At 64.8% G+C, this 22,355-nt stretch carries 22 protein-coding genes, 1 tRNA gene and 2 pseudogenes; 10 read left to right on the top strand and 15 right to left on the bottom strand.

Translation table 11 applies throughout. The features are described from left to right. Positions 1-4: 4 nt before the first annotated feature. Positions 5-1,678, top strand: coding sequence for a lysine--tRNA ligase (locus AC52GN_RS08000; protein ID WP_496528714.1), 1,674 nt, complete (start codon positions 5-7; stop codon positions 1,676-1,678). A gap of 515 nt (positions 1,679-2,193) precedes the next feature. Beyond that, positions 2,194-2,673, top strand: a complete 480-nt coding sequence (locus AC52GN_RS07995; protein WP_496528713.1) for an SH3 domain-containing protein — start codon at positions 2,194-2,196, stop codon at positions 2,671-2,673. Positions 2,674-2,736: 63 nt separating this feature from the next. Here the strand turns inward: AC52GN_RS07995 and AC52GN_RS07990 are convergent, their stop codons facing one another. From AC52GN_RS07990 to AC52GN_RS07970, 5 genes and pseudogenes are all read right to left on the bottom strand, one after another. Continuing rightward, the gene (locus AC52GN_RS07990; protein ID WP_496528712.1) at positions 2,737-3,297 is read right to left on the bottom strand and encodes a S24 family peptidase; all 561 of its coding nucleotides are present in this window, start codon (positions 3,295-3,297) and stop codon (positions 2,737-2,739) included. 135 nt (positions 3,298-3,432) lie between these two features. After that, the gene (locus AC52GN_RS07985) at positions 3,433-3,867 is read right to left on the bottom strand and encodes a hypothetical protein (RefSeq protein WP_343829686.1); all 435 of its coding nucleotides are present in this window, start codon (positions 3,865-3,867) and stop codon (positions 3,433-3,435) included. Between the two features lie 91 nt (positions 3,868-3,958). Then, on the bottom strand, positions 3,959-4,306 hold the full coding sequence (locus AC52GN_RS07980; RefSeq protein WP_343829688.1) for a hypothetical protein: 348 nt from the start codon (positions 4,304-4,306) through the stop codon (positions 3,959-3,961). Positions 4,307-4,411: 105 nt separating this feature from the next. Continuing rightward, a pseudogene (locus AC52GN_RS07975) lies at positions 4,412-4,820 on the bottom strand (PaaI family thioesterase). Beyond that, the gene (locus tag AC52GN_RS07970; RefSeq protein ID WP_496528711.1) at positions 4,817-5,287 is read right to left on the bottom strand and encodes a PaaI family thioesterase; all 471 of its coding nucleotides are present in this window, start codon (positions 5,285-5,287) and stop codon (positions 4,817-4,819) included. Before AC52GN_RS07970 ends, AC52GN_RS07975 begins: the two are co-directional and overlap by 4 nt. A gap of 72 nt (positions 5,288-5,359) precedes the next feature. On the opposite strand from AC52GN_RS07970, the gene AC52GN_RS07965 reads away from it, so the two are divergent. After that, positions 5,360-6,394: a ligase-associated DNA damage response exonuclease gene (locus AC52GN_RS07965; RefSeq protein ID WP_496528710.1), complete on the top strand. Its 1,035-nt coding sequence runs from the start codon at positions 5,360-5,362 to the stop codon at positions 6,392-6,394. 19 nt (positions 6,395-6,413) lie between these two features. On the opposite strand, the gene AC52GN_RS07960 is transcribed toward AC52GN_RS07965, so the two are convergent. After that, complete coding sequence (locus tag AC52GN_RS07960; RefSeq protein ID WP_312217880.1) at positions 6,414-8,009, bottom strand: response regulator; 1,596 nt, start codon at positions 8,007-8,009, stop codon at positions 6,414-6,416. Positions 8,010-8,214: 205 nt separating this feature from the next. On the opposite strand from AC52GN_RS07960, the gene queC reads away from it, so the two are divergent. Together queC and queE are read left to right on the top strand one after the other, a co-directional pair. After that, entirely contained in the window at positions 8,215-8,925 is a 711-nt protein-coding gene (gene queC / locus AC52GN_RS07955; RefSeq protein ID WP_430824318.1) for a 7-cyano-7-deazaguanine synthase QueC, read from the top strand. Then, entirely contained in the window at positions 8,922-9,557 is a 636-nt protein-coding gene (gene queE / locus AC52GN_RS07950) for a 7-carboxy-7-deazaguanine synthase (protein WP_496528709.1), read from the top strand. The genes queC and queE overlap by 4 nt, the downstream gene beginning before the upstream one ends. 3 nt (positions 9,558-9,560) lie before the next feature. Here the strand turns inward: queE and AC52GN_RS07945 are convergent, their stop codons facing one another. The 4 genes and pseudogenes from AC52GN_RS07945 to AC52GN_RS07930 all read right to left on the bottom strand — a co-directional run bounded on the left by AC52GN_RS07945 (position 9,561) and on the right by AC52GN_RS07930 (position 12,246). Beyond that, positions 9,561-9,824, bottom strand: a complete 264-nt coding sequence (locus AC52GN_RS07945; protein WP_496528708.1) for a hypothetical protein — start codon at positions 9,822-9,824, stop codon at positions 9,561-9,563. A 96-nt stretch (positions 9,825-9,920) separates the two neighbouring features. After that, a complete protein-coding gene (locus AC52GN_RS07940) occupies positions 9,921-10,616 on the bottom strand; it encodes a pirin family protein (RefSeq protein WP_496528707.1) in 696 nt (231 codons plus the stop codon). Between the two features lie 86 nt (positions 10,617-10,702). Then, positions 10,703-11,789: pseudogene (gene aroC / locus AC52GN_RS07935) on the bottom strand (chorismate synthase). 10 nt (positions 11,790-11,799) lie between these two features. Continuing rightward, a complete protein-coding gene (locus AC52GN_RS07930) occupies positions 11,800-12,246 on the bottom strand; it encodes a hypothetical protein (protein ID WP_496528706.1) in 447 nt (148 codons plus the stop codon). A 400-nt stretch (positions 12,247-12,646) separates the two neighbouring features. Between AC52GN_RS07930 and pdxH the strand changes: the two genes are divergently transcribed. Then, entirely contained in the window at positions 12,647-13,315 is a 669-nt protein-coding gene (gene pdxH, locus AC52GN_RS07925; RefSeq protein WP_496528705.1) for a pyridoxamine 5'-phosphate oxidase, read from the top strand. 9 nt (positions 13,316-13,324) lie between these two features. On the opposite strand, the gene AC52GN_RS07920 is transcribed toward pdxH, so the two are convergent. After that, positions 13,325-13,939: a TetR/AcrR family transcriptional regulator gene (locus AC52GN_RS07920; RefSeq protein WP_338574772.1), complete on the bottom strand. Its 615-nt coding sequence runs from the start codon at positions 13,937-13,939 to the stop codon at positions 13,325-13,327. Between the two features lie 88 nt (positions 13,940-14,027). Then, on the bottom strand, positions 14,028-14,672 hold the full coding sequence (gene udk, locus AC52GN_RS07915; protein WP_496528704.1) for a uridine kinase: 645 nt from the start codon (positions 14,670-14,672) through the stop codon (positions 14,028-14,030). A gap of 173 nt (positions 14,673-14,845) precedes the next feature. Between udk and AC52GN_RS07910 the strand changes: the two genes are divergently transcribed. Then, the gene (locus AC52GN_RS07910) at positions 14,846-16,477 is read left to right on the top strand and encodes a long-chain-fatty-acid--CoA ligase (protein ID WP_291774948.1); all 1,632 of its coding nucleotides are present in this window, start codon (positions 14,846-14,848) and stop codon (positions 16,475-16,477) included. 16 nt (positions 16,478-16,493) lie between these two features. Beyond that, positions 16,494-17,174, top strand: a complete 681-nt coding sequence (locus AC52GN_RS07905) for a DUF1499 domain-containing protein (RefSeq protein WP_496528703.1) — start codon at positions 16,494-16,496, stop codon at positions 17,172-17,174. Between the two features lie 3 nt (positions 17,175-17,177). Here the strand turns inward: AC52GN_RS07905 and AC52GN_RS07900 are convergent, their stop codons facing one another. Together AC52GN_RS07900 and AC52GN_RS07895 are read right to left on the bottom strand one after the other, a co-directional pair. After that, positions 17,178-18,095 carry an MBL fold metallo-hydrolase gene (locus AC52GN_RS07900; protein WP_496528702.1) on the bottom strand — a complete coding sequence of 306 codons (918 nt, stop codon included), beginning with the start codon at positions 18,093-18,095 and terminating at the stop codon, positions 17,178-17,180. A gap of 36 nt (positions 18,096-18,131) precedes the next feature. Then, a complete protein-coding gene (locus tag AC52GN_RS07895; protein WP_343829705.1) occupies positions 18,132-18,674 on the bottom strand; it encodes a hypothetical protein in 543 nt (180 codons plus the stop codon). Between the two features lie 274 nt (positions 18,675-18,948). Here AC52GN_RS07895 and AC52GN_RS07890 point away from each other — a divergent pair, with 274 nt between their 5' ends. Further along, on the top strand, positions 18,949-21,780 hold the full coding sequence (locus tag AC52GN_RS07890) for a TonB-dependent receptor plug domain-containing protein (protein ID WP_496528701.1): 2,832 nt from the start codon (positions 18,949-18,951) through the stop codon (positions 21,778-21,780). Then, positions 21,752-21,985 carry a hypothetical protein gene (locus AC52GN_RS07885; RefSeq protein ID WP_496528700.1) on the top strand — a complete coding sequence of 78 codons (234 nt, stop codon included), beginning with the start codon at positions 21,752-21,754 and terminating at the stop codon, positions 21,983-21,985. The genes AC52GN_RS07890 and AC52GN_RS07885 overlap by 29 nt, the downstream gene beginning before the upstream one ends. A 202-nt stretch (positions 21,986-22,187) precedes the next feature. On the opposite strand, the gene AC52GN_RS07880 is transcribed toward AC52GN_RS07885, so the two are convergent. Next, a tRNA-Asp gene (locus AC52GN_RS07880) sits at positions 22,188-22,264 on the bottom strand. Between the last annotated feature and the right edge of the window lie 91 nt (positions 22,265-22,355).

Raw genomic sequence — 22,355 nt, 5'->3', positions numbered from 1 at the left:
GTGCATGCTACAGAACCTCGAAACCCTGTCCCGTGAGGCCCGTTCGTGGCCGTTTGAGCAAGCGCGCAACCTGCTGGCCCACGTGCTCAAAAAACGGCTGTCGGACGCGGAGCGCGACGCTGCGAAACTGCTGATCGACGCCGGCAAGACGGACGAGGCTCTGGCGACCTTCGAGGCGCTGAACAAGCCGGTGATCCTGGAGACGGGTTACGGTCCGTCGGGCCTGCCGCACATGGGCACCTTCGGCGAGGTGGCGCGCACGACCATGGTGCGCAACGCGTTTCGCGCCCTGACCGGCGATCACTGGGCCACGCGCCTGATCGCCTTCAGCGACGACATGGACGGCCTGCGCAAGGTGCCCGAGGGCATCCCCAACCCGGAGATGCTGCGCGAAGACCTGCACTTGCCGCTGACCAAGGTGCGCGATCCGTTCGGCACGCACGACAGCTTTGGCGCGCACAACAACGCCCGCCTGCGCGCCTTCCTTGACAGCTTCGGCTTCGACTATGAGTTCATGTCTTCGACCGAGACCTATCGGTCGGGTCGGTTCGACGCGGCTCTGCTGACCATGCTGGAGCGCTTCGATAAGGTCATGGGCATCATGCTGCCGACCCTGGGCGAAGAGCGCCGCGCCACCTATTCGCCCTTCCTGCCGATCAGCCCGATCACCGGCCACGTGCTGCAGGTGCCGACGCTGGAGCGCAACGTCGAGAAGGGCACGATCGTCTTCGACGACCCGGCTGGCGGTCGCACCGAGGTTCCCGTCACCGGCGGTCATGTGAAGCTGCAGTGGAAGCCCGACTGGGCCATGCGCTGGACCGCGCTGGACGTCGATTATGAGATGTCGGGCAAGGACCTGATCGAGAGCGTGCGCGAGTCGTCCAAGCTGTGCCGCGCCATCGGCGGCGTCCCGCCTGAAGGCTTCAACTACGAGCTCTTCCTCGACATCGAAGGGAAGAAGATCTCCAAGTCCAAGGGCAACGGCCTGACGATGGAGGACTGGCTGCGCTACGGCACGCCCGAGAGCCTGAGCTGGTACATGTTTCAGTCGCCGAAGTCGGCCAAGAGCCTGCACTTCAACGTCATTCCGCGCGCGACGGACGACTATCTGTCCTTCATCGAGCAGTACAAGACGCAGGAACCGGCCAAGCGGATGGACAACGCCGTGTGGCACATCCACTCGGGGAACCCGCCTGAGAGCGCCTCGCCGGTGTCGTTCGCCCTGCTGCTGAACCTGGTGGGCGTGGCCAACGCCTCGACCAAGGATCAGCTGTGGGCCTATTTCGCCAAATATCTGCCGGACGCCTCGCCTGAGAGCGAGCCCGTGCTGGATCGGCTGATGGGCTATGCGCTGAACTACTACGAAGACTTCGTGAAGCCCTCGAAGACCTATCGCCTGCCGGACGACAAGGAAAAGGCGGCGCTGCTGGACCTGGCGGAACGCCTGAAGGGCTTGCCGGCCGACACGACCGACGGCGAGGCTATTCAGTCCGAAGTTTATGCCGTGGGCAAGGAGCACGCCTTCGACCCGCTGCGGGCCTGGTTCGGCGCCTTGTATGAGGTGTTGCTGGGCGCCTCTCAGGGGCCCCGTTTTGGTTCGTTCGCCGCCATCTATGGCTTGCCGCAGACGATCGAACTGATCGAAAAAGGCGCTGCCGGCGGCTTGGCCGAGGGCTGAGGGTATTCGGGCCGTCGACGTTCTCGGCGGCCCGTTTTCGTTCTGGCTGTCAGGCGGCGAGGATAGCGCCGGCCAGTGAAACGACAGCCAAGGTCAGAAGCAGACCCTCAAACGGGGACGGCAGCCAGATCGATCTTCGATGGCGTCGGGTTCTTGTGCTGGGGACCATGATTTTCTCTCGCATTCCATAATGATCTGCAAGGCGAGCTCGGGAGAGCCGGAGAGCGGCAGCGGCTGGCCGTAAAGGCTGCGCCACAGCACATCCAGCGCTACGTCTGCTTTTCCAAGTGCGCCCATGAGGGTCATAGCGCCCGATATTGCAGGTCTTGCCCATCCCCCGAATGGGGGAGGAAATGAACAATATCTGTTTTTTCATATGCACTTGGGCGCACGAATCATCGGACCCGCTGCGTTCGGCAAGGAAGATGAACGGCATATAACGATCAGGCTCGGGGAGCCTTCAGCTTGGCCGAGGCATTCTCATTTCATCGACAACTCGATGACAGGAGAGACTTATGTCGAAGACCTTCAAGGCGGGTCTGGCCGCCACCGCCCTTTTCGCTGCTCTGGGCTCCGCCGCCGTGCCCATGGCCGCCGCCGCCATGCCCCAGGCCAACGGCGTCACCAACTGTGATGCGCCCGGCGGTCGTCAGCAGGCGGGCGCCGCCATCGGCGCCGTGCTGGGCGGTCTGGCGGGCAGCCAGGTGTCCAAGAACGAGCGCGCCCTGGGCGCCGTGGTCGGCGCGGGGGCCGGTGCTGCGGCGGGTTCCTACATCGGCTGTAACCAGCAGCGCACGCGCGCTGCGGCCCAGGCTAACGCCAACATGTATCGCGCCACGTCCAACCTGCGTATCCGGTCGGGCCCCGGCACCCAGTATCGTCAGGCCGGCAGCCTGTCCGCCGGGCAGCCCTTCACCGCCGTGGGGTCGCAGGGTGAGTGGGTGCAGATCGCCGGCGGCGGCTGGGTCAACGCCCGCTATGTCGCGCCGAACTGATCGACGGCTTTCTCCCCCACGTTGATCAAGGCAAGGGCCGTTCCCGAAAGGGGCGGCCCTTCGCTATTGGCTGACCCACAGGATGCGGGCCATCCAGAGAAGCTGATGGCGGGGCAGGGTGCGTGGGTCATAAAGCGGATTGGCCGAACTCAGGGTCACTTCGCGGCTGTTCAGGGCGGAGATTTCCTTGGCCAGCGTCTCGCCGTCGATCGTGCGGACGACCACGCGATCGCCGCGTCGGACCTCGGTCGCGTCCAGATCGACGATCACCCGGTCGCCGGGACGATAGATGGGCTCCATCGAGTCGCCGTCGATGGTCAGGCTGAAAAGGCTGTCCTTGTGAGCCGGCAGTTCGGTCTGGTCCCAGCCGTCGGCCATGGGCAGACCGGCGTCATCGAAGAAACCTTCATCCCCTGCGCGTGCGAGGCCCAGCAGCGGAATGGGGCGCGGCTGGGATGAGGAAACATCGGCGAGGCCGGCGAACTCTCCCAGACTCAGGCCGCTCGTCGCCAGCACCTGCATCAGGCTTTCTGTCGAAGGCCAGCGCGGGCGCGGCGGGTCGCCAGGTCCCAGTCGTTTCGATGGATTGAAGCTGGTCGCGTCCAGTCCGGCTCGACGCGCCAATCCCGACGCCGAGAGGCCCTCACGTCGCGCCAAGGCGTCGATCGCTTTCCAAAGCTGGGAGTGGGACAGAGGCAAGGGCGCAAATCCCGAGGAAATATGCGCCTCAGTCTATTCGAATTGAGTAGGAATATCTACCTATTCATCCGCAATACCGGCCGCGCGGCGTTCCTGCCATGCGAAGAAGGTTCCTACGCCCAAGGCGATGATGATGCCGTAACCCGACATGTTGATCACGGTGTAGAAGGCGGAAATCTCCGGGCGCAACTTCATCAGCACCATGACATGGCTGGCGATCGCCAGGAGTTGAAAGGCGCTGGCCCATACGGGCCAGGTGCGAGGAGACTTCCAGACCAGGGCGACGAATATAGTCAAGGCGGCTACGTCAATCAGCAATACCGGCCATTGGGCTGAAGCATAGCCAATATAGTGCTGCGCAAGAATGGATAGGAACCAACCGCTCAGCACTACGGCTGCGCCGATTCGCTCGGGCGGTCCGCCCTTGGTCAGCGCAAAAAGGCACACGAGGAACACCGTCGCCGCGCCAATATATTCAGAAACAAATCCGAACAACGAAAGCCCCCATCGTCGTCGCGACAATGGGGGCGATCATATATCAGTTGCTCAGAAAATCGGAGCGTAGTTCCCGAAGGTTACGTCGAATTCACGCAACGCGCAGGTGGCGCTCCTGGCTGCCCATCGGGCGGCTGTCCCATTCGTCGGGCTTGGCGAGCGGACCAAGCGCATAGGCGCCGTAACCCAGACGACGGTGATCCTTTTGCAGTTCAGCGTGGCACGCGATGACGGCCTCGCGAGCGGTGCTGAGGGCGGCGATCGCCTCCATGGCCTTGGTCTGGGATCCCGACGCGGCGACGGCGGAGAGGGAAAGGGCCGTACGAGCGCCGATCATGGCCTGAACCAGGGTGGTGGCGTGGGTGATGGCGTCATCCAGCGCTTTTTCAGTGGCGTGCAGTTCACCGGCGACGCCGGCGATGACTTCGTTGCGATCCATGGCTTTACCCCTCGCTAAAAGAACGATGGGAAAGGGTTAATACATGTTAACTCTTTTGGGTAGGGATTTCTTTACAATGTTTACAGTTGCCCTGTCGCTTCGTGGTCAGGTCCCGGCGGTTTCCGGATCAAGCAGGAAGTGGGCGGTAAGCGAGGCGATGGGCTCATGCCGTGCGTCTTGCCAGGCTTCTGCGACCACATGGGCGACGCGGCGCCCGGCCTTGTTGATCTCGTGCGCGGGCGTAGACGTCAACCGGGCGGCCCGAACGGAGATAGGCCACCGTGACGTTGATGGGGCGAGGCAGACGAAGGCGCGGATAGGTGAGGGAGACCTGGGCCATGGCCGTCATCTCCAGCAAGGCCGCGGTCGAGCCGCCATGCAGGGCGGGCAGCATGGGATTGCCGATCAATTTGTCGGTGAAGGGCAGGACGACGGTCACTTCGTCGCCATTCGCCTGGGTTCGGAGGTTCAGGAAGCGCGCATACGGCAGGCTGTCGAGCAGGGAAGCGGTCATGCGGCGGTCTTCGGTTTCAGATTGGCGCCGGTCCGATGCTCGCCTTCTGCGCTGACCATATAGGCCGATTGGGCGGCGGCGACGGGGTCGGTCGGGTCATCCTCGAACGCCCAGGCGCGGACGAAGGCGAGATTGCGCGTCAGGCGATAGCATCGGGCTTCGGCCAAGAGATCGCGCCCCGGCGCCGCCGCGCGCATATAGTCGACGCGAAGATCGAGCGTCGCCACCGGGCGGAATGCGCCCAGCCCGACCCAGACGGCCAGACCGCCGACGTGGTCCAGCAGGGTCGTGACGAGACCGCCGGCCAGCACGCCGGTCTCGGGGTCGCCGACCAAGTCCTCACGATAGGGAACGCGTATCCGCACGCGGTCTCCGTCCAGTCCTGCGAAGGCGAAGCCGAGAGCATGGGTATGGGCGGCGCCCGAGGCCAGCTGAGGCAATAGGGTGTCTAGGAACAAATCCGTCATCAAGGCGTCCTGTGTCTTGTCCCGCCTTGGTCGCCCGTCGGGGGCGCTCTTGTCCAGCGGGCGGATGATTTGATGATCCGACCTCAAGATCTTCTGCGACCCGCGCCGGCGGGCCTCTATTGCCCGATCGGCGACTTCTACGTGGACCCTGTGCGGCCGGTAGATCGGGCGGTGATCACCCACGGCCATTCGGACCATGCGCGGCCGGGCCACGGCGCCGTGCTGGCGACCGCCCAGACCCTGGCCATCATGGCCGAGCGCTACGGCCCTGACTTTGCGGGACGCACTCAGGCCGCCGCCTATGGCGAGACGACGCAGATCGGAGGCGTGAGCGTGCGGTTCGCGCCTGCCGGACACGTGCTGGGCTCGGCCCAGGCTGTGGTTGAGCGCGGCGGCCTGATCATGGTGGCGTCAGGCGACTACAAGCGGCGTCGAGACCAGACCTGCCTGCCGTTCGAGCCCGTTCGATGTCATGTCTTTATTTCGGAGGCCACGTTCGGCCTGCCGGTCTTCGTCCATCCGCCGGATGAAGAGGAGATCGCGCGCCTGATCCATTCGCTGACGCAGTTTCCCGAACGCGCTCATCTGGTCGGCGCCTATGCGTTGGGCAAGGCGCAGCGGGTGATCCGGCTGCTGCGCGAGGCGGGCTGGGACCGGACAATTCATGTGCATGGCGCGTTGGAGCGTCTGAACCGGCTCTATCAGCACGAAGGGGTTGATCTCGGATCCTTGGCGCCCGCCACAGGGCTGAAGGCGGGGGCTTTGGGCGGGGAGGTGGTGGTCGCGCCGCCTTCGGCCATTCAGGATCGCTGGGCGCGCCGGTTCGCCGATCCTGTGGCCGCCTTCGCTTCCGGTTGGATGGGGGTGAGGGCGCGAGCGCGCCAGCGCGGGGTGGAACTGCCGCTGGTCATTTCGGACCATGCGGACTGGCCTGAACTGATCCAGACCTTCGAGGAACTGGCGCCGGAAGAAATCTGGATCACCCACGGCCGTGAGGAGGGCCTGCTGCGCTGGGCGGAGCTGAAGGGGGTTAAGGCGAGAGCCCTGCGCCTTGTCGGCTATGACGAGGAAGACGAAGAGCGGTCCGGAGACGAGGTCGTGGTCTGATTTGGCCGACTGACGTCCGTCAGGCGACGTCACGCGCGCGGGCGGAGGCGGCCGCCGCAGCAGGTTCCAGCGCGGTGTTCATGGCCAGGCGCAGTCGCTCCGGCTTGATGGGTTTCTCCACCACGGCGGCCATGCCCGCGGCCAGATAGGCCTTGGCGTCGTCCGGGTCGGCGTTGGCGGTCAGGGCGATGACCGGAATGTCGCGTTGAGGCCCTTCCAGGGCGCGAATGGCCCGGGTGGCGCCGACGCCGTCCAGGCGCGGCATCTTGATGTCCATCAGGATCAGGTCAAACGGGCGCGACTGGACCGCTTCGACGGCTTCCTGGCCGTCCTCGACGGTTTCGGAGGTGCAGCCGAACATTTCGCACAGGGCCTGGGCGACCACGCGGTTGGTGGCGTTGTCGTCGGCGATCAGCACATGGGGGCGCGCCTGGAGATGGAGGCTGTCCAGATCGGCGACATTGGTCGGCTCTTCGCGTTCGATGAAGGCGATCGGAGCGAACAGGTCAAAGGCGAAGGTGGCGCCGCGCCCGGTGTTGTTCTCGGCCCAGATACGGCCGTCCATGCACTCGACGAGGCGGCGGCTGATGGCCAGACCCAGCCCGGCGTCGTCTGTGGCCGGATCAAGCAGATCGGCGGCGCGGCGGTCGTCGACCGGGCCGTCGTCGCGAATGCGAGCCTCGATCAGGACGCGATCGCCCTGGGCCTGAGCCCTCAGGCTGGCTTCAACCATGCCGTGACGAGCGAACCTCAGCGCATTGCCGATCAGATTGTTGAACACCTGGCGCAGGCGATCAGCGTCGACCATCGCCGCCAGCTCGGTGTCGCCTTCATAGCCGACCATCAGGGTGACGCCGTCCTGAGCCGCGCGCGGCGACCAATGGCTCTGCAACTCATCCATCAGGGTGCGCAAGGGAGTGGCGGTCGCGGCGATCTGCAGTTCGCCAGCCTCGGCGCGCGCCAAGTCGAGAGCATCGCGCAGATTGTCCAGCATGTCCTCGGCCGAATCCATGATGGTCCGGGCGTGGGCCTTGGCCGCCTCGTTCAGCGGCTGGCGATGCAGCAACTCGGCGACGGCCAGCACCCCGTTCATGGAAGTGCTGAGTTCGCGGTTGAGCAGCCCCATGAAACGGCTTTTATCGCGCGCCGCCGTTCGGACGGCGCGCTCGGCGGCGTCGGACGCGCGGAGTTCTTCGACAAGGCGCTGGTTCTCGTGGCGCTGGTCTTCATTGATGGCGCGAAGCAGGGCCACCGCCGTGCCGACGCCCCGATAGGCTCCGCCGCGCGTGACGATGAAGCCTCGCATCAGGGCGCCTGGTCCGCTTTTCAGGATGATGGAGGAGAAGGCGTCCACGCGAACGCCGGCCTCGATCACCGCCGGCTCCGGGTCCATCACGTGGATGACTTCGCGGGCCCCGTACAGGCTCTGGCCCAGCGGACCCGCCAGCTTCAGCAGAAAATCCCCACGCTCGATCAGACCGATCGGACGGTCGCCGTCGACTACCGGTATCACCAGGGTGTCTGGCTCGCGCTGGAACCGCGCAAGAATCTCGCCGGTCATGGCGGTTTTCGCCACCGGCTCGACGCGGTCGGTCAGCACTTCGATCGTCGGCATTCGGCCGGCTCCTACTGAGGTTCTTTTACAATCTCAGAGAATCTTTTGCGGAAGGGTTAAGCCGCCGCGATTATTCTTCAGTCTCGCCGCCTTTGCCGAGCCTGCGTCTCTGGCGTATAGGAGGCGGCGTCCCATCTATCCGACCCCGGTTTCTTTTTTGAATGCGCGCGGCCTGCCGGCCGACCGCAGATTTGTCATGAACGCAATCGCGCAACATTCTGAAAAAACAGCTCTTGTTCTCTTTTCCGGCGGGCAGGACAGCGCCACCTGCCTGGCCTGGGCGCTGGAGCGGTTCGATCGGGTGGAGACGGTCGGCTTCGACTACGGCCAACGTCATGCGGTCGAGATGCGGGCGCGCCAGGCGGTGCGCCAGGAAGTGGTTAAGGTCCTGTCGCAGTGGGCGCACCGGCTGGGCGACGACCATGTCGTCGATCTGATCGGCTTCGGCGCCATCGGCGAGACGGCGATGACCACCGAGCGCGCGATCGAGGCGGACGCGCGGGGCTTGCCCAACACCTTCGTACCGGGGCGCAACCTGATCTTTCTGGTCGCCGCGGCGGCTCTGGCTGACCGTCGGGGGCTGGAGGTCTTGATCGGCGGCATGTGCGAGACCGATTACTCCGGCTATCCGGACTGTCGAAACGAGACCATTCAGGCGACGGCGCGCGCCCTGTCGCTGGGGTTGGACAAGTCCGTGCCAGTCGAAACGCCGCTGATGTTCCTGACCAAGGCCCAGACCTGGGCGCTGGCGGACCGTATCGGCGGCTCCGCCCTGGTGGAGGCGATCATCGAGTTCAGCCACACCTGCTACCTGGGCGATCGGACGCATCGTCACGCCTGGGGTTATGGCTGCGGCGCGTGCCCGGCCTGCGAACTGCGCGCGGCGGGCTATGCCGAATGGGCGGTCGGCGCATGACCTATTCGGCCAAGGAAGTCTTCCTGACGGTGCAGGGCGAGGGCGGGCAGGCGGGGCGTCCGGCCGTCTTCCTGCGCTTCGCCGGCTGCAACCTGTGGAGCGGGCTGGAGCGGGATCGCGCCACGGCCGTCTGCACCTTCTGCGACACAGATTTCGTCGGCGTGAACGGCGATGGAGGCGGCAAGTTCAAGACCGCCGACTTGATGGCAGACCATGTCGCCGGGATGTGGCGCGGACGCGAGGGCGATCCGAAGCTGGTGGTCTGCACGGGCGGCGAGCCCTTGATGCAGCTGGATGCGCCCCTGATCGAGGCCCTGCATGCGCGCGGCTTCGAAGTCGCCATCGAAAGCAACGGCACCCTGGCAGCGCCGGACGGCATTGACTGGATCTGCATCAGCCCCAAGGCCGACGCGCCTGTGGTCCAGACCTCGGGCCAGGAGCTGAAGCTGGTCTTCCCTCAGCCGCTGGCCATGCCGGATCGCTTCGAGGATCTCGATTTCGAGCGTTTCTGGCTCCAGCCCATGGATGGCCCTGATCAGGCCGCCAACACCGCCGCCGCCATTGAATACTGCCTGACCCATCCGCAATGGCGGCTCAGCGTCCAGACGCACAAATACATCGGGGTGAGATAGCGATCAGCAGGCCTTGCCCTGACGCTGCCTCTGTTCGCAGCGGCGTTGTTCGCGCTCGTATTCACGCTGTTCGCGCTCGCGTTTGGCCTTGGTTTCCTCGTCCGAGGTGGTGACCGCGTCGAATCCGGCGCCGACAGCCGCGCCGGTTACCTTGGCCGCGCCGCCGACCACGGCGGCCCCGGCGCCGACGACGGCGCCCGCGACGCAACCCTGGAGCAACAGGACGCTTGCCAGGAAGAGGGCGAGAGGGGTGAGGCGCTGGATCATGGGGACAGTCTGCCCGCGCTCCGCGGTCCTGTCAGCGCGCAAAGGAAAGGGAGCGCTTTTTCAAGCGCCCCCTGTGATCTTTCGATCAGTCGCCTCTTACAGGCTGTCGACCATCACCAGTTCGGCGTCCTGCTGGGCCGTGATGTTGATCGTCGGTTCGTCGACGATGCCGGCGCCGTCGCGGGCGTTCAGCGCCGCGCCGTTGACCTCCACCTGGCCGACGGCGGGCACCAGATAGGCGCGACGACCGGCCGCCAGGTCATAGGACAGGCTTTCGCCCGCCTTCAGCGTGGCGGCCAGAACGCGCGCATCGGCGTTGATGGTCAGGGCCTCGTCCGCAGGATCGCCCGAGGCGACGATGGTGAACCGTCCAGAACGGTCGCTCTTCGGAAACTCGCGCTGACCCCAGGACGGCTGAGCGCCGGGCCGATCCGTCTCGATCCAGATCTGGAACAGGGTCGTGAGCTCGTTCTCCATGTTGTACTCGGCGTGGCGCACGCCGGTGCCTGCGCTCATCACCTGAACGTCCCCGGCTGCGGTGCGGCCCGTGTTGCCCATGGAGTCCTGATGGGTGATGGCTCCGGTGCGGACGTAGGTGATGATCTCCATGTCCGCGTGCGGATGAGGCGGGAAACCCGATTGAGCGGCGATCTCATCGTCGTTCCAGACGCGCAACCGGCCCCAACCCATGCGCTTCGGGTCATAGTAGTTGGCGAACGAGAAGTGATGCTTGGCGTTCAGCCAGCCGTGGTTGGCGCCGCCGAGCGTCTTGAAAGGTCTGACGTCGATCATGTTGGTTCTCCCATCTGAGGAATGCTTGAGACCTAGATAGGATCGCCGAAATCAATTGGCAACCGCACCTGTTTCATATTGAGCAGCTAACCCACTTGGGCCCGATGCCGCAGCTTGGCGTCGGCCAGCACGATGGCGGCCATGGCTTCGACCACCGGGACGCCGCGCAACGCGACGCAGGGGTCGTGGCGGCCCTTGGTGCGAAGGTCGACCTCTTCGCCGTCGCGGTTGATCGTCTGTCGCAGGGTCAGGATGGAGGAGGTGGGCTTGAACGCCACGCGCGCCGTCAGCGGCTGTCCGGTGGAGATGCCGCCCAGCACGCCGCCCGCCTTGTTCGACAGGAAGACAGGCAGGCCGTCGTCGCCCAGGCGCATCTGGTCGGCGTTGTCCTCGCCCGACAGCTCGGCCGCGCCGAAACCCGCGCCGATCTCGACGCCCTTGACGGCGTTGATGGACATCAGGCCCGCCGCCAGTTCGGCGTCCAGCTTGGCGTAGAGGGGCGCGCCCCATCCAGCCGGGACGCCGGTGACCTCCAGCGCCACCACGGCGCCGATGGAGGAGCCGGCTTTTCGCACGCCGTCCAGATACTGCTCCCACGCGGGCACGACCTCGGCCGAGACGGCGAACAGGGCGTTGTCATACACGGCGTCGAAATCAATCGCTTCGTCAGGAATACGGTGCGGACCGAGTTGGACCACCCCGGCGCGGATCTCGAACGTCGTCGCCCAGCACCTTCCTGGCCACGGCGCCCGCCGCCACGCGGCTGGCCGTCTCACGCGCCGAGGACCGGCCGCCGCCACGAGGATCGCGCACGCCGTATTTGGTCTGGTAGACGTAGTCGGCGTGGCCGGGACGGTAGGCGCGGGCGATTTCGCCGTAATCCTTGGACCGTTGGTCGGTGTTCTCGATCATCAGGCTGATCGGCGTGCCGGTCGTGACCGGGCCGTTCCCGTCGTCGAAGACGCCGGACAGGATGCGGACCCGATCAGCCTCCTGCCGCTGGGTGACGAAGCGGCTGCCGCCGGGCTTGCGCTGGTCCAGCCAGGGCTGGATGTCGGCCTCGGTCAGCTGGATCAGCGGCGGGCACCCGTCGACGACGCAGCCGATGGCCGGGCCGTGGCTTTCGCCCCAGGTGGTGATGCGGAACAGATGGCCGAAGGTGTTGTGCGACATGGCCTCTCGCTTAGGCCGCCATACGCTCCGGCGTCCAGACCCGAGTGAATCGAAGCAGCATGTCTTCCGCCGCCGACGGCAGGTCGTCCGACGGGATCAGCTTGACGAACAGGTCGCCTGCGGCGCGCTTGCCTCGGGCGGGCAGGCCGAGGCCGGGAAGGCGAAGCCGAACCGGCTCGACCATGTCCGGCACCAGCCAGGCGCTCTGGAGGCCGGCGTGCGTGTCGATCCCTATACGTCCGCCGTCCCGCATCAGGCGCGGCGCTATCGGCCAGTCCATGAACAGGTCGGCGCCCAGAACCGATAATCCGTCGGCGGGCCGGATCAAGACGCGCAACAATGACGGACCATCCTTCAGCCGGATGCGATCAGCGGTCCGCACGCCCGGCGGGACGTGAACCAGAAGGCTGCGTCCCCAGGCTTTGACGATAACGCTGCCCCCGGTCAGAGCCTGCATCGGCGTCAACACGACGAGCGGAGGGGGAAGGGGGCGGAACGGGCGCCCTGAGCATGAGAGGTTTCGGACCGCTTGCGCGGCGCCGGCAGCGCGCGAGTCTCCGTCTGCAGCAGACGGTAGGCGGCGATGACGCGACGAAACCGATCTGCGTCTCCGCCGGGCTGATCCGGACGAGAGGCCTTTACGGCTATACGAAATGCGGCGGCCAACGCCTGCGGGCCTGCCGGACCGTCGAGGCCGAGCAGGCGTCGAGCGTCCATGAATGAGGGGCTGTCCGCGCGCATGGCGGCCACTGTGCAGACCACATGGTCAAGACAGGGTTAACCTTGTTGCAAAGGGCTGACGCAGGTTTGAACGGCGTGCATGTGACGTGGGCCTGAAGCGGGACTATAGGGTCGGCATGACCCAGTCCGTGATCCCGCCCAGCCCGTCTCGGGAAGACTACGCCGCCCAACTCGAGGCGAATGCGGATGAGACCATCTTCGAGCGGGACGACCCCATCGCGCTGTTCGTGGAATGGCTGGAGGTCGCGCGGGGATCGGAACCCAACGACCCGAACGCCATGGCGCTGGCGACGGTCGACGCCGAGGGCCATCCCGATGTGCGTATGGTCCTGCTGAAGGATGTCGATGCGCGAGGCTTCACCTTCTTCTCCAATCAGGAAAGCGCCAAGGGAGGCCAATTGTGGGCCAATCCAAGCGCCGCCCTGCTGTTCCACTGGAAGAGTCTGCGTCGCCAGGTGCGGGTCCGGGGGCCGGTGGAGCCGGTCAGTGTTGAGGAGGCCGACGCCTATTTCGCCAGCCGTGCGCGCGAAAGCCGCATCGGCGCCTGGGCTTCGGACCAGTCGCGTCCCCTGGCGGATCGAGCGGCTCTCGTGGCCAGAGTGGCCGAACAGACCGCGCGTTTCGACGGCCATGAGGTTCCGCGGCCGGATCGCTGGACCGGTTGGCGGGTCAGGCCGGTCCAGATCGAGTTCTGGCGCGATCGTCCCTTCCGCCTGCATGATCGTCTACGGTTCGACCGGACGGCGGAAGATCAGGCGTGGCGTCGCGGCCGGCTCTGGCCCTGATCAAGCAGGTCAGGCGGCGTAACGGGCCAGGAAGGTCTCCACCGCATCTTCGGCGATGGCCGCAGGCGAGCGGGCGGGAAGAACCCGATCCCCGGTCACCGTCGGCACGAAGAACAGCGGGTGTTCGACCATGCCCATCAACTGACTGGCGGCCCAGGACGGCTTGTGAAGCTTCAACTCGCCCTTTGCGTTCATGTCGGCGAGGGTTGAGACGAGCACCGCGCCGAAATCCTGCTTGGCCTGTTCATAGAAGGCTGTCGCCAGACTCTCGAAGCGACGACGCTCGGTCATGACCAGGCGAAAAATGGCCCTGACGAACGGGTCGCTGATGAATTCGGCATAGGCGGTCAGAAAGCCGTTCAATCGCGGCCGAGGCGCGCCGGCGCAGGTCTTCACCTTGGCCATCCGCTCGGCGAAGTCCGCGGAGGCTTCGTCGATGACGGCGGCGAACAGCGCCGCCTTGTTCTCGAACATGGCGTAGAGGGTCGCCGTGGATACGCCGGCCTCCCTGGCGATCGGCTCCATCTTGGTGCCGGCGTAACCTTCTTCGACGAAGTGCAGCCGAGCCTGGCGCACTAGGGCGTCGCGTCGGGGGTCTTCGAGGGCGTGGACCGAGACGGTCATCGGATTGTCACCCAATCATTGGACGACGATCCTGCCTTTAATTTGCCACGATTGCAACGATCACGGTTAACGTCGTCAGCGACGCCGGTTAGCTCAACCAGGGTTCAAGCAACGGGTGGGCCAACACCGGCGCCGCCAGGCGCACCACGGCTTGAGGATCTTCCAGGCGAACCGCGGCGGTGGCGTCTGCGACGATGAAATCGGCATGGACCCGGGATGGTTCCGTCAGCCGCTCATGGCCGGGACGGACCGTGGTGAGATATTGCTGGATAACGGATTCGGCCGTGCGTCCGCGCTCGGTCTGGTCGCGCAGAAGGCGGCGGATGAAGCGGATGTCTGCGGGGGTGTCGACAAAGACCCGAATGTCGAACAGGGCCGCCAGGGCAGGGGTGCACAGCAGGTGCGTGCCTTCGACCACCACCACCTCAGCGGCCGGCACCGGCTCGCCGCCCGGCTCGCGTCCGTGGTGAATGAAGGAATAAAGCGGAGCGGTCACGCTGCGTCCGGCCTTCAGGTCGCTCAGATCGGAAATCAGCAGATCGTGATCACGCGCGGCGACATCGTCGAAATCGTGCGTCGCCGCATCAAAACCGGGGACGGAAGCCGCGTCGAGATAATAGGAATCTTCTCGCAAAAGGGTGGCGACGCCCTCGGGCAGCGAGGAAATCAGGGCCTCGGCCAGGGTGCTCTTGCCGGAGCCCGAGCCGCCGGTGATGGCGATCAGAATGGTCATGAGCGGCTCATTCACCTGGATGGCGCGCGATGCAAGCCTTGATGACGTGCAGGAACGGCGATCTGTCGCGGCCAGCCTTCCCTTGCGTCACGTTGCCTGTCGCGGTTCACCTGTCTTAGCGTGGATGCAAGCGCCGCTTTCAACCAAGGCGCATGGACGAGGGAAGACGCCGAATGCTGGGTATGATGCAGGACTGGCCGTTGACGGTCGACAAGATCCTCGATCACGCGAAGAACTGGCACGGACGGCGCGAGGTCGTGACGCGTTCGGTGGAAGGGCCGATCGTCCGCACCACCTACGCCGCCATTCACGAGCGCGCGCGTCGCGTGTCGAACGCCTTGCTGGCCTGGGGAATCAAGCCGGGCGACCGTGTCGCCACCCTGGCCTGGAACACCGGAAATCATATCGAGACCTGGTACGGCATCATGGGCATCGGCGCCGTCTGCCACACGCTCAATCCGCGGCTGTTCCCAGAGCAACTGGCCTACATCATCAATCACGCCGAAGACCGGATCATCTTCACCGATCTGACTTTCGTGCCGCTGCTGGAGGCCATCCTCCCGCATTGCCCGACCGTCGAACGCGTCATCGTGATGACCGACGCCGCTCATATGCCTTCGGCCAAGCTGCCGAAGGGCGAGGCCTATGAGGCGGTGCTGGAGCAGGCGTCGAGCGACGTGGTCTGGGGCGGGTTCGACGAACAGACGGCCTGCGGTCTCTGTTACACCTCGGGCACCACAGGCAATCCGAAGGGCGTGCTGTATTCGCACCGCTCGAACTTCATCCACACCTTGCTGGGCCTTCAGTCCACGGTGATGGGAGCGACGCCCAATGAGGTGATCCTTCCGGTCGTTCCCATGTTCCACGCCAACGCCTGGGGCATCGCATTCGGGGGGCCGGCGGCAGGCTCGAAACTGGTCATGCCGGGCGCCAGGATGGACGGCGCTGCGCTCTATGAGCTGATCGAGACTGAAGGGGTCACCTTCTCGGCCGCCGTGCCCACCGTATGGCAGGGGCTGTTCGGACATATGATCGAGAACGGACTGAAGTTCTCCACCTTGAAAAAGGTTCTGATCGGCGGCTCGGCCTGCCCGGAGGCCCTGATCCGCGGCTTCCAGGAGAAGTTCGGCGTCGAGGTGGTCCATGCCTGGGGCATGACGGAAACCTCTCCGATCGGCACCATCGCCAACCTGACGCCCGAACTGAAGGCTCTGCCTTATGATCAGCAGATGGCCTGGCGCATGAAACAGGGCACGCCGCCGCTGGGGGTCGAGCTCAAGATCAAGAACTACGGCGGTCAGGAGATGCCGCATGACGGCAAGACCTTCGGCCGGGTGATGGTCAAGGGGCCGACCATCGCCGGCGCCTATTTCAAGGGCGAGGGCGGCGACATCCTGGATCACGAAGGTTTCTTCGACACGGGCGACATCGCCAGCGTCGACCCGGAAGGCTTCATGCAGATCACCGATCGCGCCAAGGACGTCATCAAGTCGGGCGGGGAGTGGATCAGCTCCATTGATATCGAGAACATCGCCGTCGGCCACCCCAAGGTCGCCCTGGCGGCCGTCATCGGCGCGGCGCACCCCAAATGGGACGAGCGGCCGGTGCTGCTGGTCAAGCTCAAGCAGGGCGAGGTCGAGGACAAGCAGGAACATCTCGACTTCCTGCAGGGCAAGATCGCCAAATGGTGGATGCCGGACGATGTGGTCTTCGTCGACGACATCCCTCTGGGCGCCACGGGCAAGATCGACAAGAAGACCCTGCGTGAGCGAATGACGGACTACCGGCTGCCCACAGCCGGTTGATTCGACGGAGGACGCCGTGTCGACAACCCGCCCCAAGGGCCAGTCTCTGGCCGTGCTGTTGCTTCTGGTTGCCCTGCTGGCGCCGGCCTTGTTGCTGATCGCGGTCTGCGGCGCGCGCCTGGGCGTGTGGAGCGCGGAATTCAGCCTGGGCGTGCTGGCCCTGAAAATCGGTCGGATCCTGGCCTTCGCGGGATTGTCGGCCGCTCTGGTCGCCTGCCTTCTGGCGTTCCGTGAGCGGCGCTTGGCCGGGATCGCCGGCGCGGCTTTGGCGATCGCCGGGGTGACGGTAGGGGGCTATCTGGTTCAGGAGCGGCGTTTCACCGCCGCTCCGCTCGACGTCGCGACGGACCCATCGGATCCGCCCGCCTTCGCCCGCATCCTGGCGGCGGAGAGGCGCCTGGCGGGCGTGACGGAAAGACAGCCTCAGGGCTGCGAGGGCCTGACCCACGCGCCGACCCAGGTTGCGCCGGAGACGGCGGCCTGGGCGCTCGAAAAGGCCGGGTTCACTGTTCTGGGCACCGCGCCCTTTCGTGTGGATGGGCGCAAGGAAGGGGCCTGGTTCGGCCTGACGTATGACGTCAGCGTTCGTATTCGCCCTGGCCGCACAGATGTGCGTGTCGCGGGACGCGACGACCTGGAGGTCGGGGATGAGGCCTGTCGTCTAGCCAGGGCCGTGGTCGCGCACCTGGCGCCTTAAGCTTCAGAGCGCCGGGTCGACCAACCGCCAGGTCGCGGCCAGTTCAGCCCCGGGCGAGGCGCGAACTCGGCCTTCCTTCTCCAGCTTGATCAGGTGCGCCAGCACCGAAAGGCCGGCGGCGGGCCAGAGGCGCTGGTCAACCCCGGCGTAGAGGGCGGGAACCATGTCGGCGACCATCTGATCCCCTGAGGCCAGTCGAGCCATGATCTGAGCCTCTCGTTCCAGGCGGTGGGCGCGATAGGCCTTCAGGAAGGGCGCGACCTGGGTGATCGCCGGGCCGTGCGTGGGCCAGATCGTCGAGAACCCACGGGCGAGAACGGCGTCCAGGCTCTTCATATAGTCCGCCATGTCTCCGTCCGGCGGCGCCACTACCGTCGTCGACCAGCCCATGATGTGGTCGCCGCTGAACAGGGCGTTTTCCTCGCGCAGGACGAAGACCATATGGTTGGAGGCGTGGCCCGGCGTCGCCAGGGCCTCCAGCGTCCAGCCGTCCCCTTCGATCCGCTCGCCGCCGACCAGGATTACGTCCGGCTGAAAGTCGGCGTCGTCGTCCTCATCCAGAGCGCCCGAGGCGTGCACGGTCCGGTCCGGCGGACGAGCCGCCAGGATGGGCGCGCCGCCGACCGCCTCGGCCAGGGGGCGGGCGAGGGGCGCATGGTCCCGATGGGTATGCGTCACCAGGATATGGCTGACCGTTCGGCCTTCAATCGCGCGAAGCAGGGCCGAAAGATGAGCCTCGTCCATCGGCCCAGGATCGATCACAGCGACCTCGGCGCCCGGCCGGTCGCGTCCGACGATGTAAACGCCCGTGCCGGTGAAGGTGAAAGGCCCCGGATTGTCTGCGATCACGCGCTGGATCAGAGGCGAGACCTGATCCCGACGTCCATAGGCGAAATCGAACTGGCGGAGGTAGGGGATCATGACCGACCTTTGCGCGCCGTGAGCCTTCGGTTCAAGCTACTGTCTTTTGACGCGTACGGCGCGGCTTTTGCCGGCGGTCAACAGGTAGCTCCCCAAGGATGCGCGACGGACGCGCACGTCTGTTCCGTTCCGGTTCTGAAAACGGACCGGGGCCGAATCAATCTGTCGCCATTCGCTGCCGTCGGCCAACCGGAAAGTCCATTTTCCTTCATGATCCTGCCCGGCGCCCAGCAGGGTCGTTTCCACGGAATCGACCTCGGGTTCGCGGTCTGCTCCATCTCCGCCGCGGCTAAAGAGAGCGGGTAGGGCGGGCGCGCTGAAGCCGAACAACTGGCGACGCGCTTCGCGAATCTGTTGGCGCTCCATCACCACCAGTTCGCCTTGGCGTTCGGCCGTGTCCAAGGCGTCTGCGGTCCTGTCAAAACAGTCCAGCCGCGCGGCGGAATCCGTCATGGCTCGACAGTCCGACAGCGCGTTCAACAAGGCCGAACGTTCGGAGGTTTGAACTTGCGCCATAACGTCGCAGCTGAGGCTGAACGCGCCGATTGTCGCGGCGCAAAGGGTCAACATCGATCGCATTCTGAACTCTTCTGGAATTGAAGGTTTGATGGTCGAATGATCATGACATGCAAGGTGGGCTTAAGTCATGCGTGTCGTGGCGTGGCGAAATTGCGACATAGGGGGCGCAATCGTAACGGTCATGTAATTTGCATGGCCTCTAGTTGACCATCGTGCCTACCCTGCTGGTTGGGTATCGGCCGAACGTCCAATCGGGACAGTGTCCGAGATTATCCGTGATCGACGGGTGGAGGGGGACTTCGCCAGAGTCGGTCACCACTCAGGAGGATGAATCTTGAATCTTCAGATCAAACGCGAGCGTCTGCTGACGTCGACGATGATCGCGGGTCTCGCCTTGGCCGGCTTCGCCGCGCCGGCGCTGGCCCAGACCGCGCCGGCCACTCAAGCTGACCAGCCGAGCCAGGTCAGCGACATCGTCGTCACGGGGTCGCGTCTGCGCCAGCCGAACCTCACCACGACCAGCCCCGTGACTCAGGTGACGGGCGAGGACATCGACGTCCAGGGCGTAACCCGCGTCGAGGACCTGGTATCGCAGCTGCCGCAGGCCTTTGCCGCGCAGAACTCGACCGTCGCCAACGGCGCCTCGGGTACGGCGACCGTGTCCCTGCGCAACCTCGGCTCGTCGCGCACCCTGGTGCTGATCGACGGCAAGCGGATGGGCTACGGCTCGCCTCAGGATGACGCGGCCGACCTGAACCAGATCCCCGGCCAGATGGTCGAGCGCGTGGAAGTTCTGACCGGCGGCGCCTCGGCCGTCTATGGTTCGGACGCCGTCGCCGGCGTGGTGAACTTCATCATGCGCCGCAACTTCGAGGGCATCGAAATCGACGCCCAGTACGGCTTCAATCAGCACAACAACGACTATGACGGCGTTGGCAATCTGCGTAATGTCATCGCAGGACGCGCCGCGACCAATCCGTCTCAGTTCCAACTGCCGGACGACAACGTCTATACGGGATTCAGCCGCGAAGTGAACGTGTTGATGGGGATCAACGCGCCTGACGACCGTGGCAATATCACTCTGTATGCGGGTTATCGCAAGAACAACAAGGTTCTGGGGCGCGACTACGACTACTCGGCTTGTTCTCTGGGCGGGCAAGATGGGAATTCCTTCACTTGCGGCGGTTCCGGCACCTCGTTCCCCGGGCTGTTTACGGACTTTGATCAGTACGAATATACGGTTGATGATAGCGGAAATTTCATCCCGTACGATTCCAACCTGCACGCGTACAACTTTGGCCCGCTGAACTACTTCCAGCGCCCGGATGAACGTTACACCTTGGGCGCCTTCGGTCACTATGATGTCACTGACAAGATCGAGGTCTACACGCAGCTGATGTTCAGCGATTATTCGACGGTCGCTCAGATCGCGCCGTCGGGTAACTTCTTCGGCGAATTCTCGGACGGCTTCCGCACGACGGACGGCAGCGCGACGATCCGCTGTGACAATCCGCTGCTTTCCGCACAGCAGCGGGCAGCAATCGCGTGCTCGGCCGGCGATATCACGTCGGGCGCCGCCAAGTCGATGTTCATCGGTCGTCGTAACGTTGAAGGCGGCGGTCGTCAGTCCGACATGCGCTTCCAGTCCTATCGGGGCGTCATCGGCGCTCGTGGTGATCTAAACGACGCCTGGAGCTACGATGTCGCGATGCAATATTCGCGGACCCAGACCCGCGAGATCTATCGCAATGAGTTTTCCAACACGCGCCTGGCGCGTGCTCTGGATGTCGTGACCGATCCGGTCTCGGGCGAAGCGGTTTGTTCGTCGGTCCTGGCGGGCATCGATGCGGAATGCGTGCCTTACAACATCTTCCGTTCAGGCGGCGTGACGCAGGAAGCGCTGGACTATCTGCAGGTGCCGCTGGTCGCCACCGGTTGGACTACGCAGCAGGTCGTTACCGGCTCGCTGACAGCGGATCTGGGCGCCTATGGCGTCAAGCTGCCGTGGGCCACGCGCGGGGTGCAGGCGGCGTTTGGCGCCGAGTATCGTCGTGATGCACTCGACTTTTCGCCGGACGTGTCGTTCACGAGCGGCGATGGTGCCGGTCAAGGGGGACCGACGCCGGGCTTGAGCGGCGCGAACCAAGTTTACGATGTCTTCGTCGAAGCCCAGGTTCCTATTGCTGAGGGGATGGCCTTTGCTGACCAGTTGTCGGTCGATCTGGCCTACCGTCACTCGGAATACGAACTGGGTGGTGGCACTGATTCCTGGAAGATCGGCGGCGATTGGGCCCCGGTTCCTTCTGTTCGCTTCCGTGCCAGCGCCCAGCGCGCCGTTCGTGCACCGAACGTGATCGAACTGTTCACCGCTCAGGGCTTCAACCTGTTCGACATGGACGCTGACCCCTGCGACAAGAACGCCTCTGCTACCTATGTGGGTGATGCGGCCTGTATCGGCACCAACCCTTGGCAGGTCTCGCCCAACCAAGCGGTTAGCCCGGGGATCTCCAGCCCCTCCGGCCAGTATAACTTCCTGCAAGGCGGCAACACGGCCTTGACTCCGGAAGAGTCTGACACCCTGACGTTCGGCGTGGTCTTCACGCCGGAGTTCCTGCCGGGCTTCAACCTGACGGTCGACTATTTCGACATCAAGATCGACAACCTGATTTCGAGCGTCGGCGCGCAAAACTCGCTGGACGCTTGTTATACGGCTGGTCTGGCGGCGGCGTGCGCCAACATTGAACGCAACGCCAACGGCCAACTGTGGGTCGGCACCGGCAACGTCATCGACCTCAACACCAACATTGGCGGCCTGTCGACGTCGGGTGTGGATGTCGCGGCCAACTACAGCATCGATCTGGCCGACTTCGGCTGGGAACGCGCCGGCACCCTGGGCTTCGCCATGGTGGGCACCTGGCTGAGCGAGTTGAAGACCGACACGGGTCTTGGCTTCGCCAACTCGGAGTATGACTGCGCTGGCTTCTACGCTAATCAGTGCGGCGTGCCGAACCCGGAATGGCGTCACCGCCTGCGGGTGGATTGGGGTACGCCGATCGAGGGCCTCAACATCAATGGCACGTGGCGCTACTACGGTCCTGCCGAGATCGCCGTGTTGGGCGCGGACGGCAGCTTGAGCAATGCTCCGGCGAGATCGTCTGGATCGTGAGTTGGATGCACAGAACTACTTCGATCTGGCGGGAACCTGGCAGATGCGGGACAATATTTCGGTGCGCGCGGGGGTGAACAACGTCTTCGACTCCGATCCGCCGCTGTCCTACTCGGTCGGCACGACGGGTAACAACAACACTTATCCGCAACTGTACAACGCCATGGGTCGCTACTTCTTCTTTGGCGTCACGGCGAACTTCTAACCTCCACGGAGGTTTGAAGCAGGCGGCGAGCTTTCGGGCTCGCCGCCTTTTTCTTTGAGCGCTGCGATGGTCCAGGCGCACGCCGCAGACCGTTTAGGCGGGAAATGCAAAATCGCGACGCTACGCAGCGTCGATGGCTTCATCTCGATTGTCAGAAGAAAAGGGAAGGGGGTGCGCCACTCCCTCAGATCCCTGAGAGGAGTGGCGCGAGTGACGGGGCTCGAACCCGCGACCTCCGGCGTGACAGGCCGGCACTCTAACCAACTGAGCTACACCCGCGTTTCTCTCCCCACGCGGAGGAGAGGAGGGGCGAATACGGTTCGTCGCGCTTGGGGTCAAGCGCATTGTGGCGCTTCTACAAAAAATCTGC

It is taken from the genome of Brevundimonas sp. SS2672 (assembly GCF_059579685.1).
Note: the sequence above shows the minus strand (reverse complement) of the source record. Positions and strands in the feature narration are given on the sequence as shown.